Source organism: Methylobacterium sp. BI1 (assembly GCF_056680125.1).
Genome location: NZ_CM155267.1, coordinates 3,198,681 through 3,213,667 on the forward strand (window position 1 = coordinate 3,198,681; position 14,987 = coordinate 3,213,667).

Genomic DNA, 14,987 nt, shown 5'->3' on the forward strand with positions numbered 1-14,987 from the left:
CTGCGGGAGAGGGCCCCGCGCGACCGTTTCGGAAAGGGCGGTGCTCCCCTCTCCCGACCCGCATGCGCGGGCCACCCTCCCCCGCAGAGGGGAGAGGGTTGAGATGGCGCGCTCAGTACACGTCGGCCTGATACCGCCCGGTCTTCTTCAGATGCGCGAGGTAGGCGACCGCCTCGTCGGGGTTCTTGCCGCCGAACTGCCCGGCGACGTCGATGATCGCCCGCTCCACGTCCTTGGCCATGCGCTTGGCGTCGCCGCAGACGTAGAAATGCGCACCGCCCTCGAGCCAGGTCCACAGCTCCGCGCCGGTCTCGCGCATGCGGTCCTGGACGTAGGTCTTCTCGGTGCCGTCGCGGGACCAGGCCAGCGACAGGCGGGTGAGCACCTTGCGGTCCTTCAGGGCGTTGAGCTCGTCCTTGTAGAAGAAGTCCGAGGCTTGGCGTTGGTGGCCGTAGAACAGCCAGTTGCGGCCCGGCGCCTGTGTGGCGTCCCGCTCGCGCAGGAAGGCGCGGAACGGCGCGATGCCGGTCCCGGGCCCGACCATGATGACGTCCTTCGAGAGGTCCTCCGGCAGGGCGAAGCCGTGCGCCTTCTGCAGGTAGACCTTGACCCGCATGCCCTCGGGGATGCGCTCGCCCAGGTGGGTCGAGGCCACGCCGAGGCGCAGGCGCGAGCGGTGGCTGTAGCGCACCGCGTCGACGGTGAGCGAGACCCGGCCCGGATCGGCCTTGGGCGAGGACGAGATCGAGTAGAGCCGCGGCTGCAGCTCGTCGAGGGCCTCCAGGAACACCTCCGCGTCGGGGCGGGCGCCGGGGAACTTGTGCAGCGCGCCGAGCACGTCGAGATGGGCGGCGTCGCCGTCCGGGTCCTCGCCGGCCGCCAGCGCCTGCGCCTTCCGGCGGGCCTCGCCCGCGGTGAGCAGCGAGAGCAGCTGGTAGAGCCCGTCCGGCGCGCCGCCCAGCGCGTAGTCGGTCAGCAGCCGGTCGCGCAGGGTCTTGCCCCCGATCCTGCGCTCGGGCCGCGCGCCGAGCTCGGCGATGACCGCGTCCACCAGGGCCGGGGCGTTGGCGGGGAACAGGCCGAGGGAATCCCCGACCACGTAGTCGATGGGCGTGCCGGTGAGGTCGATCTCGATGTGCCAAGTCTCCTTCTCGCCGCCCGGCGCGTTGAGGCGCGTGCGCGAGACGAAGGTCGCCTCCACGGGGTTCTCGCGGCAGAAGCCGAGGGGGCCGGGCTCGGGGGCGGCCTTGGGCGCGGTGGCCTCGGCCGTCTTCGGCGCGGCGCCGCCGGCGGCGCCGAACTCCTCGTCGAGCTTCTTCAGCATCCGGAGCGTGTCCTTGCCGCCGGGCTGGCACAGGTTCAGGCGCTCCTCGTTCTTGAGGAAGATGGCGTTGGCGTAGTCGGCGCAGTTGTAGCCGCACTGGCCGCAATCCTGCTGCGCCATGGCGGCCATCAGCTTCTGCGCCTCCGGCCGTTCCTTGGCCATCTCCATCCGCTCGGGCAGCGGCAGGGAGGGGTCGTGCCAGGGCGCGTCGTCGTTGTCGGCCAGCGTTGGGCCGCCGGCCGGCGCCTCGCCCGCTGCCAGGGCCGTGGCGCCCTCGACGGCGGGCCCCAGCAAGGCGGCGAAGTAGCCCGAGAGCCAGGCGCGCTGGTCCGGGTCGAACGGGGCGGTCTCGGGAATGAGGACCAGGGGGGGCGTGACGTGCTCGCTCATGCGGCGGCCTTCAGGACGGGTTGCTCTTCGGCGATGTTGCGCAGCGACTCGGGGCCGGTGCGGGCGGTGAAGGCCTGGAAGCTTTCCTCCGGGCCTGTGCGCCGGGCGAGGTAGCTGCGCAGCAGCGCCTCGATGCGGGGCGGGCACTCCTCGGCCCGCACGGCCTTCCAGATCTCGGTGCCGATCTTCGGCGAGTCCCCGAACCCGCCGCCCACGACGATGTCGTAGCCCTCGACGGTGTCGCCCTCCTCCGAGACCACGACCTTGGCGCCGATCAGCCCGATATCGCCGATGTAGTGCTGGGCGCAGGAATGGTGGCAGCCGGTGAGGTGGACGTTCACCGGAACGTCCAGCTCCGTCAGGTTCGCCTCGATGTAATCGGCGATCACCAGGGCGTGGCCCTTGGTGTCGGAGGCGGCGAACTTGCAGCCGCGATTGCCCGTGCAGGCCACGAGGCCGGCGCGGATGCTCGACGCCTCGGTGGTGAGGCCGAGGGCGGCGACCCGCTCCCGGACCTCGGAGACCTTGGCGTCGGGCACGCCGGAGAACAGGAAGTTCTGCCAGACGGTCATGCGGATGGCGCCGTCGCCGCATTCGGAGGCGATCGCCGCCAGGGCGCGCATCTGGTCGGTGGTCATCTTGCCGACGGGCAGGATCACGCCGACCCAGTTCAGGCCCTCCTGGACCTGACGGTGCACGCCCACATGGGCGAAGCGGTCCATGCCGCCGCGGGGCGCGACGTGGGCCGCATCGACCCGGTCGAGCTTGGTCCCCAGCACCTCCTCGACGGCGGCGAGATACTTCTCGAAGCCCCAGGCGTCGAGGACGTACTTCATCCGGCTCTTGTTGCGGTTGGTGCGGTCGCCGTGTCGGATGAAGACCCGCAGGATGGCGTCGGCGACCCGGTTGCAATCCTCCGGCCGCAGCACGACGCCGGTGTCGCGGGCGAGGTCCCGGTGCCCCGAGATGCCGCCCAGCACGAGGCGCATCCACACGCCCGGGGCGACGCTCGCCCCCTCCAGCACCCGCACGGCCTGGAAGCCGATGTCGTTGGTCTCCTCCAGTACCGGCATCACGCCGCCGCCGTCGAAGGCGACGTTGAACTTGCGCGGCAGGCCGAACAGCGAGCGGTCGTTGAGGATGTGGTTGTGCCAGGACTTCGCCAGGGGCCGGGTGTCCAGCAGTTCCTGGGCGTCGATGCCGGCCACCGGCGAGCCGGTGACGTTGCGGATGTTGTCGGCGCCCGCACCCCGGGCGGTGAGGCCGAGGTCGACCAGCCCGTCGAGGAAGGGCTGGCCGTGCTCCGGGGTGATCTCGCGGACCTGCAGGTTGGCCCGGGTGGTGACGTGGGCGTAGCCGCCCCCATGGGCGTCGGCCAGGTCAGCGATGCCGGAGAACTGCCAGTGGTGCAGGATGCCGTTGGGGATGCGCAGGCGGCACATGTAGGAATTCTGGGCCGGGGCCACCCAGAACAGGCCGTGGTAGCGCCAGCGGAAATTGTCCTCGGGCTTGGGCGCCCTGCCCGTCTGGGCCTCGGCGATGAGGCGGTTGTGGCCGTCGAACGGGTTCTCGGCGCGCTTCCACTTCTCCTGCTCGCAGAGCTTGCCGCCAGCCTTCACCGTGGCGTCCTGCGCCTTGATGTGGATCGCGTCGGGGCCGGTGGGCTCGGCCGGCGGCGCGGCGCTCGGCGCGGCGGCGAGGCCGCCGGTCAGGCGGGCCGCGCTGATCCCGGAGGCGAAGCCTTCGAGGTAGCGCTTCTGCTCGGCGTTGAATGCATCGGCCATGGGTAGCCTCCTCACGCTGCGAGGGGTTGGGATGCGGGCGCGGGGCGCCCGAACAGGAGGTCGTCGCGGTGCTCGGCGATCGAGGCGCCGGTGCGGATCAGCTCCTTGCACCAGCCCTGCTCGGCGATGTCGCCGACGAAGACCGCGCCGAGGAGCCGGTCCTCGGCGACGACGAGCTTGCGGTAGAGGCCGAGGCCGGGATCCGACATCAGCACGGTCTCGGCCCCTTCGGGCGCCTCGATCTGGCCGGCCGAGAAGACCGGCAGGCCCGAGACCTTGAGGCTGGTGGAGAGGGCGGTGCCGAGGTAGCTCGCCGCCTCGCCGACGAAGTGGCGGCTCAGGGTCTCGGCCTGCTCGTAGGCGGGCTCGACGAGGCCGTAGACCTGGCCCCGGTGCTCGGCGCACTCGCCCAGGGCGGAGATGCGGGCATCCGACGACTGCATCCGGTCGTCCACCAGGATGCCGCGCGCGGTCTCGATCCCGGCATCCCGGGCCAGCCCCACGTTGGGCCGCACGCCCACCGACATCACCACGAGGTCGGCCGGCAGCACGGTGCCGTCGGAGAGGACCAGGCGCTCGACCCGGCCCTCGCCCTCGACCGCGGCGGTGTCGGCCTTGAGGAGCACCTTGACCCCGCGCGCCTCCATGGCCCGCTTCACCAGGCCGGCGGCGGCGTGGTCGAGCTGGCGCTCCATCAGCCGGTCCATGACGTGCAGGAGGGTGGTGTCGACGCCGAGCCGCGCCAGGCCGACGGCGGCCTCCAGGCCGAGGAGCCCGCCGCCGATCACGATGGCCTTGGCGTGCTCGACGGCCGCCTTGCGGATGGCGGCGACATCCGCGAGATCCCGGAAGGTGAGCACGCCCGGCAGGTCCATGCCGGGCTTCGGCAGCCGGATCGGCAACGAGCCCACCGCGAGGACCAGCTTGTCAAAGGGCAGGACGTGGGCCTCCCCCACCATCACCAGGCCGTTCTCGCGGTCGATCGCGGTGACCGGGGCGCCGGTGATGAGGCGGATGCCGTGGTCGGCGTACCAGTCGAGGCCGCGGAAGGCGCAGCCCGCCTCGTCGACCTCGCCGCCGAGCAGCGAGGAGAGCAGCACGCGGTTGTAGGCCGCCTGCGGTTCGGCCCCGACGACGGTGACGTCGTACAGGCCCGGCGCCCGCTCGGTGAGCCGCTCCAGGAAGCGCAACGACGCCATGCCGTTGCCGATGACCACCAGACGCTCCTTCATCGCCAGCGCCTGTTTGTCAGGCCGCGATGGCGGGCTTGGCGTGGCGCGCGTAGAGGAATTCGAGCACCTCGGCGCGGGCATGGGTGTAGGTCGCGTCCTCCACGAGTTCGAGGCGGCGACGCGGCCGCTCGAGATCGACGGTCAGGATCTCGCCGACCGTGGCCGAGGGGCCGTTGGTCATCATCACGATGCGGTCGGAGAGGAGCACCGCCTCGTCGACGTCGTGGGTGATCATGATCACGGCGTTCTTCAGCCGGGCATGGATGTCCATCAGCGAATCCTGGAGATGGGCGCGGGTGAGCGCGTCCAGGGCGCCGAAGGGCTCGTCGAGGAGCAGCACCTTCGGCTCCATCGCCAGGGCCCGGGCGATGCCGACGCGCTGCTTCATGCCGCCCGAGATCTCGCTGGGGCGCCGGTCGGCGGCGTGGGTCATGTTCACGAGCGACAGGTTGTGGTCGATCCAGGCATTGCGCTCGGCCTTCGACTTCCTGCCCTTGAAGACCTTGTCGACGGCGAGCGCCACGTTCTCGCGCACGGTGAGCCAGGGCAGGAGCGAGTGGTTCTGGAACACCACGGCGCGGTCCGGGCCGGGGCTGTTCACCTCCTTGCCCTCGAGGAGCACGCCGCCGGTGGAGGCCTTGAGCAGGCCGGCCACGATGTTGAGCACTGTCGACTTGCCGCAGCCCGAATGCCCGATCAGGGAGACGAACTCGCCCTTGTCGATCTTCACGCTGACGTCGCGCAGGACTTCGTTGGTGCGGCCCGCGCGGGTGAAGCTGATGCCGACGTTCTCGATGCTGAGATAGCTCATGGGAATTCCTCCTCAGGCCGTCGCGGTGCCGCGGGTGACCAGGGTGCCGACGAAGGCGACGAAGCGGTCGAGGATGAAGCCGATGATGCCGACATAGACGAGGGCGACGATGATCTCGGAGATGTGGGAGGAGTTCCACGCGTCCCAGATGAAGAAGCCGATGCCGACGCCGCCGATGAGCATCTCGGCCGCCACGATGGCGAGCCAGGACAGGCCGACGCCGATGCGCAGGCCGGTGAAGATGTAGGGGGCCGCCGAGGGCAGCATGATCTTGGCGAAGAATTCCAGCGGGTTCAGGCGCAGCACCGCCGCCACGTTGCGGTAGTCCTGCGGGATGTTCCGGATGCCCACCGCCGTGTTGATGATGATCGGCCAGATCGAGGTGATGAAGATCACGAAGATCGCGCTCGGCTGGCCGTCCCGGAAGGCGGCGAGCGAGAGCGGCAGCCAGGCCAGGGGCGGGATCGTGCGCAGCACCTGGAAGATCGGGTCGAGGCCGCGCATGGCCCATTCCGACTGCCCGATCAGGGTGCCGGTGAGGATGCCGACCACGGTGGCCAGGGCGAAGCCGAGGGCCACGCGCTGGATGCTGGCGGCGATGTGCCAGAACAGGCCCTTGTCGGTGCCGCCGTTGTCGTAGAACGGGTGGGCGATGATGTCCCAGGCCTCGGTGACGACCCGCGAGGGCGGCGGCAGGCCGGCGCCGGGGCGCGAGCACAGCATCTCCCAGATCACCAGGAACGCGATCAGCACCACGACCGGCGGGATCAGGTTCTTGGCGAGGTTCTTGGCGATGGTGTTGAGGGTGGCTCTCGTGACGAGGGGCGCCCGCTTCGGCTTGGGCGCCGCGGCGGCGATCGGGCTGGCGGCGATGGTGGTGGTGTTGGCCATCACGCGATCCTCTTGATGCCGAGGCTGGACAGGTAGGCGGCGGGATCGGCCGGATCGAAGACCTTGCCGTCGAAGAAGGTCTCCTTGCCGCGGGAGGTGGAGGCCGGGATCGCGGTGACGCCGAGGGCCTTGGCGGCCTCGCGCCAGAGGTCCTCGCGGTTCACCTTGGCGATCAGCGCCTTGGTGTCGGTCTGCGCGTCGAACTTGCCCCAGCGGATGTCCTCGGTGAGGAACCAGAGGTCGTGCGACTGGTAGGGATACGAGGCGTTGTCGTTCCAGAACTTCATCACGAAGGGGCTGTTCTCGACCACGCGGCCGTCGCCGTAATCGATCGTACCCTTGATGCGGCCGGCGACGTCCGAGACCGGGACGTTCATCCACTGGCGCTTGGCCGCGATGGCGGCGACCTCGTCCTTGTTCTCGGGCTTGTCGCACCATTGCTGGGCTTCGAGCACCGCCATCAGCAGGGCCTTGGTGGCGTTCGGGTACTTCTCCGTGAAGGAGGCCCGCATGGCGAAGGCCTTCTCGGGATGGTCCTTCCAGAGCTCGCCGGTGGTGAGCGCGGTGTAGCCGAGGCCCTGCTGCACCAGCTGGGCGTTCCACGGCTCGCCGACGCAGAAGCAGTCCATGGTGCCGACCTTCATGTTCGCCACCATCTGGGGCGGCGGCACGACGATGGTCTCGATGTCCTTGTCCGGGTCGATGCCGCCGGCGGCCATCCAGTAGCGGATCCAGAGGTCGTGGGTGCCGCCCGGGAAGGTCATGGCCGCCTTCACCGACTTGCCGGTGGCCTTCTTCTTCTCGATCGCCGCCTTGAACACCCGCGCGTCCAGGGCGACCTTCTGGTCGAGGTACTCCTTGGCCACCGAGATGCACTGGCCGTTGGTGTTGAGCCGGGCCAGGATGTGCATCGGCACGGGGACGTTGTTCTGCGTCACCCGGCCGGCCGAGATCAGGTAGGGCATCGGCGTCAGGATGTGGGCGCCGTCGATGCCGTTGCCTTCGGAGCCCAGCACGAGGTTGTCGCGGGTGGTGCCCCAGGACGCCTGCTTGAGCACCTCGACGTCGGGCATGCCGTGCTTGGCGAAGAAGCCCTTCTCCTTGGCCACGAAGAGCGGGCTCGCGTCGGTGAGGGCGATGAAGCCGAGCTTGGCCCCCTTCACCTCGGGGCCGGCGCCCTGCGCGAAGGCGCCTCCCGGCAGGGCGGTGCGGGCAAGCGCCGCCAGGGACAGCGTCGCGGCAGCGCCCTTCAGCAGATCACGGCGGTTGTTGCGGAAACCGTCAGTCATCGAACCCGACATCCTCGAAAGCAAGGGAGCACCCGCCAAAAGAAAAAACCGCCGACCAAGCACATCCATCGAACGCAAGATCTGCGTTCCGTGGGGGACTCGGGTCAGCGGCTCTGCCGACGGATAAGGCTCGTCATCGTTGGCGAGCCTCGGATGCACTGCACGGGACGTGCCAAGTTCTACCGAACGGCCGGAGCACTGCGCTCCGGATCGCTTCGGAATCGTTCCAAGATGTTCGCCGGGTTGGCTTTTGTCCCGAATGCCTCACCGCGCGCCGCTGCGTTCCACCCCCGCGGAAGCGTCGGAAAGCGGACGGATCCGGCCTGCGCCGGACGCCGCCTGCCCGCTTGCGCGCCACCGGGTGCGCTGCACAATCCGCGGGCAGGTTGCCGGTGCGGGCAGCAGCCTCGTCGCTCAGTCCGCCAGGGACGCGGCGTAGAGGTCGGGCCGGATGATACCCCGCGCGCGCTCGGCCAGGGCCGGTCCGGGCACGACCTGCCCGGCGGCTCCCATCTGGGCGAGGATCCAGTCGGCGTGGTCGGGCCGCGGCGGCTCGGCCTCGGCGCCGAACACCACGAAGCGCGCCGCGTGCGCCGCGGTCCCGTCCGGATCGACGACCACGGTGCCGGCCAGGGCCCGGCGGATGAGCCCCGGATCGATGCCGAGATGGCTCGGATGGGCGAGCAGGCTCGCCAGCTCGCCCCGGTTCTCGGGGGCCGCGCACCAGCGCCCGGCCCGGCGCACCGCCCGGACCAGGGCGGCGCTCGTCTCCGCCGCATAGGCGGGCAGGGCCAGCACCTTTTCCGGGCAGTCCGGCGCCAAATCGCAGCCCAGGGCGATGATGCGGCCGTAGCCCTCGGCCACCGCGACGCTGTTCCAGGGACTGCCGGCGCAGAACCCGTCGATCTGCCCGGAGCGCAGGGCCTCGGCGATCCAGGGCGGCGGAATCACCACCAGCCGGGTCGCGGCGTCGAGGTCGAGTCCGCCGCGGGCCGCGAACATCCGGAGCTGGTAGGTATGGCACGAGAACGGGTGCACGGTGCCCAGCGTCAGGGGGCGACCCTGTGTGACCCGCACGCGTGCGACACGGGAAAACGCGCGTGCGATCGTGTCGAGATCGTCGCCCTCCGGCGCCATCTCGGCCCAGAGCGGGCGCGAGACCGTGATCGCGTTGCCGTTGAGGCTGAGCCCGAGGGGCACCACCAAGTCGGTCTCCGGGCCGCTGATGCCGAGGGCGCTGGCGAGGGCCAGGGGCGCCAGCATGTGGGCGCCGTCGAGGTGCCCGAGCGCCAGCTTGTCCCGGAGCGTCGCCCAGGAGGGCTCGCTGACGAGGTCCACCGCCAGGCCCTCGGCGGCGGTGAAGCCGCCCTCCACGGCGGCGATCAGGGGCGCCGCGTCGATGAGCGGCACGTATCCGAGGGCGAGTCTCATCCGGGCAGGCCTCTCATCCCAGGAGATCCGCCGCGGTCACGATGGCGCGGGCGATGTCGGCGATTTTCCGCTTCTCGTTCATGGCCTTGCGCCGCATCGTCCGGTAGGCCTCCTCCTCCGAGAGGCCCTTGGCCGTCATCAGGATGCCCTTGGCCCGCTCGATCAGCTTGCGGTCGGCGAGCTCGCCCCGCGCCTCCGACAACTCGCGCTGCAGGCGCGCGAAGGCGTTGAAGCGCAGGATCGCGACGTCGAGGATCGAGCGGATGCGCTGCGGCTGCAAGCCGTCGACGACGTAGGCGGAGATGCCCGCATCCATCGCCGCCTGCATCATCGGCACGTCGGAACGGTCGACGAACATCGCCACCGGCCGCTCCACGTGCCGGGAGAGGCCCGACATCTGCTCCAGGATGTCCCGGCTCGGGCTTTCCAGGTGGATCACGACCACGTCCGGGTTCAGGGCCGCCACCCGGGCCGGCAGGTCGGCGGTGTCCGGCAGGACCACCACGCGGGTGAAGCCCGACGCCATGAGTCCCTCCTCGAGAATCGCGGCGCGCGCCCGGCTCGGATCGATCACGGCGACGGTGAGGGTCGGCTCGGTCATCGGGGTCTGAGGAGGGATCGGGATGAGGGGCGGCAGGTCGCTGCCGGGCTGAGACCTGCCATGTTCCGTCGCCGGGCGACAGGGACGTCGGCGAGAAATCTCCCGGTCAGAAATCCAACCGGCAAAATCCAGCAGGCAAAATCCAGCAGGCAAGCGTCATGCCCGGACGAACGTTACCGTTGGGAGAGGAAACAGCCCAGGTTCCGCCGCAAACGGACCGGCTAATGTCGACGGCCATCGAACCGATCGTCGAATCACGCAGCGAGGTGACCCGGATGTCAGCGTGCACGCCCCCCGCTCCCTCGGCGTTCGACACGGGCACGGCACGCGGCGTGACCCCGCCCCTCCTGCCTACCCTGTTGATGGCGATCCTCCTCGGCGGCGCTTCCTACCTCTGTCACGAGCCGACGGTCGTGGCGCCCCCCGCGTCGGCTCCGGCGACGGCGGTCGCGGCCGCGCCCGAGGCGGTGGTCGAGACGCCCCACATCCCGGCGCCCCTCGCCTTCCAGACCCAATTCCCGCTGGTCGTCGTCGCCCAGGCGGAGCCGGCCCCCGTCGTCCAGGCCCATCGGGTCATGCCCCGGACGGCGACGCGCCTGGTGGTGGCCCCCCGCCGGGTCGAAGCGCCGCGCGTCGTCGGCAAGGCCCCTCCCGCGGCAGACAAGCCCCTGCCCTTCGTGGCGGAGGTCGAGGCCGCCAGCGCCACCGCCGACCCGGACGAGGGCGTGTTGCCGGAGGTCGCCCTGCCGTTCGCACCGACGATCCGTGCCGTGACCCGGGCCAGCGCAGCGGCCGGGGCCTTCATGGGCGCGCAGGGCGCGGCGCTCGGTGCCGAAACCGCCACGCTCGGGGCCGCCGTTTCCGGCTGGGTCGAGCGGCTACGCTGATCCGGGTGTCGTTTCGCGCGTCCCACACGCGGCAATTGCCGCGCTGACCCTGGACCCTGCCGGGTTCGGGGATTAGGTGGACGCCAGCGATGATGCACCGCCGCGCGCCGTTTGACGCTCGGCGGCGCGGACACGAGGACCTGAATGGCCGGACGGATCGAGGATTACGCGCTCGTCGGCGATGGCCGTACCGCTGCGCTGATCGCCCGCGACGGCAGCGTCGACTGGCTCTGCTGGCCCCGCTTCGATTCCGCCGCCTGCTTCGCCGCGTTGCTCGGTACCGAGGATCACGGCTACTGGAAGCTCGGTCCTGCGGATGCGGCCACCACGACGCGCGCGTATCGCGAGGGAAGCCTCGTCCTGGAGACCCGGCACGAGACCGCCGCCGGGATCGTGCGGGTGACCGACTACATGCCCGCCAACGACGGCGCGCACCTCGTCAGGATCGTCGAAGGGCTGGAGGGGTCCGTGCCCATGCGGATGCGCCTTCGCGTCCGCTTCGATTACGGACTGGCGGTGCCCTGGGTCTCGCACAACGAACTCGGCGATCTCCGTGCGATTTCGGGGCCGCACAAGGTGGTGCTGCGCACCCTCGTGCCGACATTCGGCCAGGATCAGACCACCGTCTCGGAATTCACGGTGGAAGCCGGGCAGAGCGTGGCATTCAGCCTGAGCTACGGGGCCTCCCACGAGGACGACCCGGCGCCGATCCAGCCGCGCAAGGTGCTGTTCGAGACCGATCGCTACTGGCGCGACTGGTCCAGCCGCGCCGCCGCCGGCACGCCCTGGGACGCGATCCTGAAGCGCTCGCTGCTCACCCTGAAGGCGCTGATCTACCAGCCCACCGGCGGCATCGTGGCCGCGCCCACCACCTCCCTGCCGGAGGATCTCGGCGGCGTGCGCAACTGGGATTACCGGTTCTGCTGGCTGCGCGATTCCACCTTCACCCTGATCGCCCTGATGGATGGCGGCTACATCGACGAGGCCCGCGCCTGGCGCGACTGGCTGGTGCGCGCCGTGGCCGGCAATCCGGAGCAGGCCCACATCCTGTACGGCATCGCCGGGGAGCGCATGCTGCCCGAGATCGAACTCGACTGGCTTCCGGGCTACGAGAATTCGAAGCCCGTGCGCATCGGCAACGCGGCGGTGGAGCAGTTCCAGCTCGACGTCTACGGCGAGATCTTCGACGCGCTCTATCAGGCGCGCCAGCGCGGTCTTCAGGGGGACGCGGACGGCTGGCGGGTCGGCGAGGCGCTGCTGCGCCACCTGGAGAAGGTCTGGTGCACGCCGGACGAGGGCATCTGGGAGGTGCGCGGCGGGCGCCGGCACTTCGTGCATTCGAAGGTCATGGCCTGGGTCGCCTTCGACCGGGCCATCCGGTCCTTCGAGGAGGCCGAGACCCGCGAACAGGACGAGATCCGGACCACCGGCATCAGTCATCGTCCGAAGCAGGCCCGCGAGGTCCCGGTGGCGCGCTGGCGCGAGATCCGCGACGAGATCCACGCCGAGGTCTGTGCCAAGGGTTTCGATCCGGACCTGAACAGCTTCGTGCAGTCCTATGGCTCGAAGCGCCTCGACGCGAGCCTGCTGCTCATCGCCCATATGGGCTTCCTGCCCCAGGACGACCCGCGGGTGGTCGGGACCGTGGAGGCGATCGGGCGCACCCTGATGCGCGACGGCTTCGTGCTGCGCTACGACACCGAGAACCAGACCACCGACGGGCTGCCCGGCGACGAGGGCGCGTTCCTGCCCTGCTCTTTCTGGTACGCCGACAACCTCATCGGTCTCGGGCGCTGCGACGAGGCGCGTGCGCTGATCGAGAGGCTGATCGGCGTCTGCAACGATGTCGGATTGGTGGCGGAGGAGTATGATGTGAAGGCCCGGCGCCTCGTGGGCAACTTCCCGCAGGCTTTCAGCCACGTCACGCTGGTCAACACCATTCTCAACTACAGCCGGGCCAAGGGGCCGGCCAGGGAGCGGAGCAGCGGCTCCGCGGAAGCCGAATCCCCGGGTGCGACCATGCCCGCACCCCAACGGCGCGACGCCTGAGCGTTTTCCGACGCGCCAGGCGAACAAGCCCACAGATGAAGGACGATGAGAGATGAGCGGAGCAGATACCAAGCCGAACGCGGTCCTGAGCGAGATCGACAAGCTCAGCATCGATACGCTCCGGACGCTCGCCATCGACGCGGTGCAAAAGGCCAATTCCGGCCATGCCGGCGCCCCGATGGCGCTGGCGCCGGTGGCCTACACCCTCTGGAACCGCTACCTGCGCTACGACCCGGCGCACCCGCATTGGCCCAACCGCGACCGCTTCGTGCTCTCGGCCGGCCATGCCTCGATGCTGCTCTACGGCCTGATCCATCTCGCCGGCGTCACCGAGAAGGACGGCGGCAACGCGCCCGCCCTCACCATCGATGACCTCAAGAACTTCCGCCAGCTCGACAGCCGCACCCCGGGCCATCCCGAGTACCACTTCACCACCGGCGTCGAGACCACCACCGGGCCGCTGGGCCAGGGTGTGGCGAACTCCGTCGGCATGGCGATGGGCGGTCGCTTCCTCGGCGAGCGCCTGAACCGGCCCGACCTGCCGCTGTTCGACTACAACGTCTACGCCATCTGCTCCGACGGCGATCTGATGGAAGGCGTCGCCTCCGAGGCGGCCTCCATCGCCGGGCACCTGCGCCTGTCGAACCTGTGCTGGATCTACGACAACAACACCATCACGATCGAGGGCCACACCGAGCTCGCCTTCTCCGAGGAGGTCGCGGCCCGCTTCCTCGCCTATGGCTGGCAGGTCCTGCGCGTCGCCGACGCCAACGACGTCCACGCGATCTCGTCCGCCCTGGAGACCTTCCTCCAGTCCAGCGACCGCCCGACGCTGATCGTCGTCAACTCGATCATCGGCTACGGGGCGCCCAAGAAGCAGAACACCGCCAAGGCCCATTCGGACGCCCTCGGCGAGGACGAGGTCAAGGGCGCCAAGCGCGCCTATGGCTGGCCCGAGGATGCGCAGTTCCTGGTGCCCGACGGGGTCTACGACAACTTCCGCAACGGTATCGGCAAGCGCGGTGCCGAGCTCTACGCCACCTGGGAGGGCTTCTTCCACGAGGCCAAGGCGGCGGACCCGGCGCATGCCGAGGAACTGGACGCCTATCTCGAGGGCCGTCTGCCGGTTGGCTGGGACAAGGACATCCCGGTCTTCGAGGCGGACGCCAAGGGCCTCGCCACCCGTGAATCCTCCGGCAAGGTGCTGAACGCCATCGCGCAGCACGTGCCGTTCATGCTGGGTGGCTCGGCCGATCTCGCGCCGTCCAACAAGACCAACCTCACCTTCGAGGGCGCCGGCTCGCTCACGCCCTTCGAGCCCGGCGGGCGCAACATCCACTTCGGCGTGCGCGAGCACGCGATGGGTTCGATCGTGAACGGTCTCGGCCTCGTCGGTCTGCGGGCCTACGGCGCCACCTTCCTGGTCTTCGCCGACTACATGCGCCCGCCGATCCGCCTCGCGGCGCTGATGGAGGTGCCGGTCTTCCACGTCTTCACGCACGATTCGATCGGCGTCGGTGAGGACGGACCGACCCACCAGCCGGTGGAGCAGCTGCTGACGCTGCGGGCGATCCCCGGCCTCGTCACCCTGCGTCCGGCGGATGCCAACGAGGTCGCGGAGGCCTACCGGGTGATCATGAGCCTGAAGGACCAGCCGGCGGTGCTGGCCCTCAGCCGCCAGCCGCTGCCGACCCTGGACCGGTCGACGTATGCGGCCGCATCCGGAACCGCCAAGGGCGGCTACGTGCTCGCCGACTGCGAGGGCACGCCGGAGGTCATCCTCATCGGTACGGGATCGGAGGTGCAGCTCTGCGTCACGGCCTACGAAGCCCTGAAGGCGGAGGGCGTGAAGGCCCGCGTCGTCTCGATGCCGTCCTGGGACCTGTTCGAGCGCCAGGACGAACGCTACCGCAACAGCGTGCTCGTGCCCGAGGTGCTGGCCCGCGTCGCCGTCGAGCAGGGCTCGGTCATCGGCTGGGACCGCTATGCGGGTTCGGCCGGCACGATCATCGGCATGCACACCTTCGGCTCCTCGGCGCCGATCAAGGACCTGCAGACGAAGTTCGGCTTCACCCCCGAGAAGGTGCTCCAGGCCGCCCGCGATCAGATCGCCCGGCACAGCAAATAAGTCGGCGCGAACGGTTCCTCTCCCCTTTCGGGGGGAGGTCCGAGGCCCGGGTCGGTGCCGCCAGCCTCCGCAGCCGGAAGCGGGCCGGCCAACCGACCATCCTCTCCTCCCCTCGGGGGGGAGATGCGCAGAACCGGTGATGGATATCGGCGACGCGGCTCCCTGCCCGG

General features: G+C 70.1%; 12 protein-coding genes. 3 read left to right on the top strand and 9 right to left on the bottom strand.

The window, feature by feature from the left end; genetic code table 11:
* Positions 1–112 precede the first annotated feature (112 nt).
* The 9 genes from AC1MGR_RS15045 to AC1MGR_RS15085 all read right to left on the bottom strand — a co-directional run bounded on the left by AC1MGR_RS15045 (position 113) and on the right by AC1MGR_RS15085 (position 10,042).
* Positions 113–1,714, bottom strand: coding sequence for a sulfite reductase subunit alpha (locus AC1MGR_RS15045; protein WP_480232122.1), 1,602 nt, complete (start codon positions 1,712–1,714; stop codon positions 113–115).
* The gene (locus tag AC1MGR_RS15050; RefSeq protein WP_480232123.1) at positions 1,711–3,498 is read right to left on the bottom strand and encodes a NirA family protein; all 1,788 of its coding nucleotides are present in this window, start codon (positions 3,496–3,498) and stop codon (positions 1,711–1,713) included. The genes AC1MGR_RS15045 and AC1MGR_RS15050 overlap by 4 nt, the downstream gene beginning before the upstream one ends.
* Before the next feature lie 11 nt (positions 3,499–3,509).
* Positions 3,510–4,730 (bottom strand): FAD-dependent oxidoreductase, encoded by a 1,221-nt coding sequence (locus AC1MGR_RS15055; protein WP_108039167.1) that lies wholly within the window; start codon positions 4,728–4,730, stop codon positions 3,510–3,512.
* Positions 4,731–4,746: 16 nt separating this feature from the next.
* Positions 4,747–5,541, bottom strand: a complete 795-nt coding sequence (locus AC1MGR_RS15060; RefSeq protein ID WP_108039165.1) for an ABC transporter ATP-binding protein — start codon at positions 5,539–5,541, stop codon at positions 4,747–4,749.
* A 12-nt stretch (positions 5,542–5,553) separates the two neighbouring features.
* The gene (gene ntrB / locus AC1MGR_RS15065; protein ID WP_108039163.1) at positions 5,554–6,432 is read right to left on the bottom strand and encodes a nitrate ABC transporter permease; all 879 of its coding nucleotides are present in this window, start codon (positions 6,430–6,432) and stop codon (positions 5,554–5,556) included.
* Positions 6,432–7,721: a CmpA/NrtA family ABC transporter substrate-binding protein gene (locus AC1MGR_RS15070; protein ID WP_480232124.1), complete on the bottom strand. Its 1,290-nt coding sequence runs from the start codon at positions 7,719–7,721 to the stop codon at positions 6,432–6,434. Before AC1MGR_RS15070 ends, ntrB begins: the two co-directional genes overlap by 1 nt.
* 414 nt (positions 7,722–8,135) lie before the next feature.
* The gene (locus AC1MGR_RS15075) at positions 8,136–9,152 is read right to left on the bottom strand and encodes a CmpA/NrtA family ABC transporter substrate-binding protein (RefSeq protein WP_480232125.1); all 1,017 of its coding nucleotides are present in this window, start codon (positions 9,150–9,152) and stop codon (positions 8,136–8,138) included.
* Between the two features lie 13 nt (positions 9,153–9,165).
* Complete coding sequence (locus AC1MGR_RS15080; protein ID WP_108039151.1) at positions 9,166–9,753, bottom strand: ANTAR domain-containing protein; 588 nt, start codon at positions 9,751–9,753, stop codon at positions 9,166–9,168.
* A 106-nt stretch (positions 9,754–9,859) separates the two neighbouring features.
* The gene (locus AC1MGR_RS15085) at positions 9,860–10,042 is read right to left on the bottom strand and encodes a hypothetical protein (protein WP_480232126.1); all 183 of its coding nucleotides are present in this window, start codon (positions 10,040–10,042) and stop codon (positions 9,860–9,862) included.
* A gap of 43 nt (positions 10,043–10,085) precedes the next feature.
* Here AC1MGR_RS15085 and AC1MGR_RS15090 point away from each other — a divergent pair, with 43 nt between their 5' ends.
* The 3 genes from AC1MGR_RS15090 to tkt all read left to right on the top strand — a co-directional run bounded on the left by AC1MGR_RS15090 (position 10,086) and on the right by tkt (position 14,817).
* Positions 10,086–10,640 carry a hypothetical protein gene (locus AC1MGR_RS15090; RefSeq protein ID WP_480232127.1) on the top strand — a complete coding sequence of 185 codons (555 nt, stop codon included), beginning with the start codon at positions 10,086–10,088 and terminating at the stop codon, positions 10,638–10,640.
* Between the two features lie 144 nt (positions 10,641–10,784).
* Positions 10,785–12,689: a glycoside hydrolase family 15 protein gene (locus AC1MGR_RS15095; protein WP_480232128.1), complete on the top strand. Its 1,905-nt coding sequence runs from the start codon at positions 10,785–10,787 to the stop codon at positions 12,687–12,689.
* 52 nt (positions 12,690–12,741) lie between these two features.
* Positions 12,742–14,817 (top strand): transketolase, encoded by a 2,076-nt coding sequence (gene tkt / locus AC1MGR_RS15100; protein WP_480232129.1) that lies wholly within the window; start codon positions 12,742–12,744, stop codon positions 14,815–14,817.
* The last annotated feature ends 170 nt before the right edge of the window (positions 14,818–14,987 follow it).

Bases quoted from the DNA above. Each gene is read 5' to 3' on its own strand.
- AC1MGR_RS15050 (WP_480232123.1), bottom strand. From the start codon at position 3,498: ATGGCCGATGCATTCAACGCCGAGCAGAAGCGCTACCTCGAAGGCTTC.
- ntrB (WP_108039163.1), bottom strand. From the start codon at position 6,432: ATGGCCAACACCACCACCATCGCCGCCAGCCCGATCGCCGCCGCGGCG.
- AC1MGR_RS15075 (WP_480232125.1), bottom strand. From the start codon at position 9,152: ATGAGACTCGCCCTCGGATACGTGCCGCTCATCGACGCGGCGCCCCTG.
- AC1MGR_RS15095 (WP_480232128.1), top strand. From the start codon at position 10,785: ATGGCCGGACGGATCGAGGATTACGCGCTCGTCGGCGATGGCCGTACC.
- AC1MGR_RS15070 (WP_480232124.1), bottom strand. From the start codon at position 7,721: ATGACTGACGGTTTCCGCAACAACCGCCGTGATCTGCTGAAGGGCGCT.
- AC1MGR_RS15080 (WP_108039151.1), bottom strand. From the start codon at position 9,753: ATGACCGAGCCGACCCTCACCGTCGCCGTGATCGATCCGAGCCGGGCG.
- tkt (WP_480232129.1), top strand. From the start codon at position 12,742: ATGAGCGGAGCAGATACCAAGCCGAACGCGGTCCTGAGCGAGATCGAC.
- AC1MGR_RS15055 (WP_108039167.1), bottom strand. From the start codon at position 4,730: ATGAAGGAGCGTCTGGTGGTCATCGGCAACGGCATGGCGTCGTTGCGC.
- AC1MGR_RS15045 (WP_480232122.1), bottom strand. From the start codon at position 1,714: ATGAGCGAGCACGTCACGCCCCCCCTGGTCCTCATTCCCGAGACCGCC.
- AC1MGR_RS15060 (WP_108039165.1), bottom strand. From the start codon at position 5,541: ATGAGCTATCTCAGCATCGAGAACGTCGGCATCAGCTTCACCCGCGCG.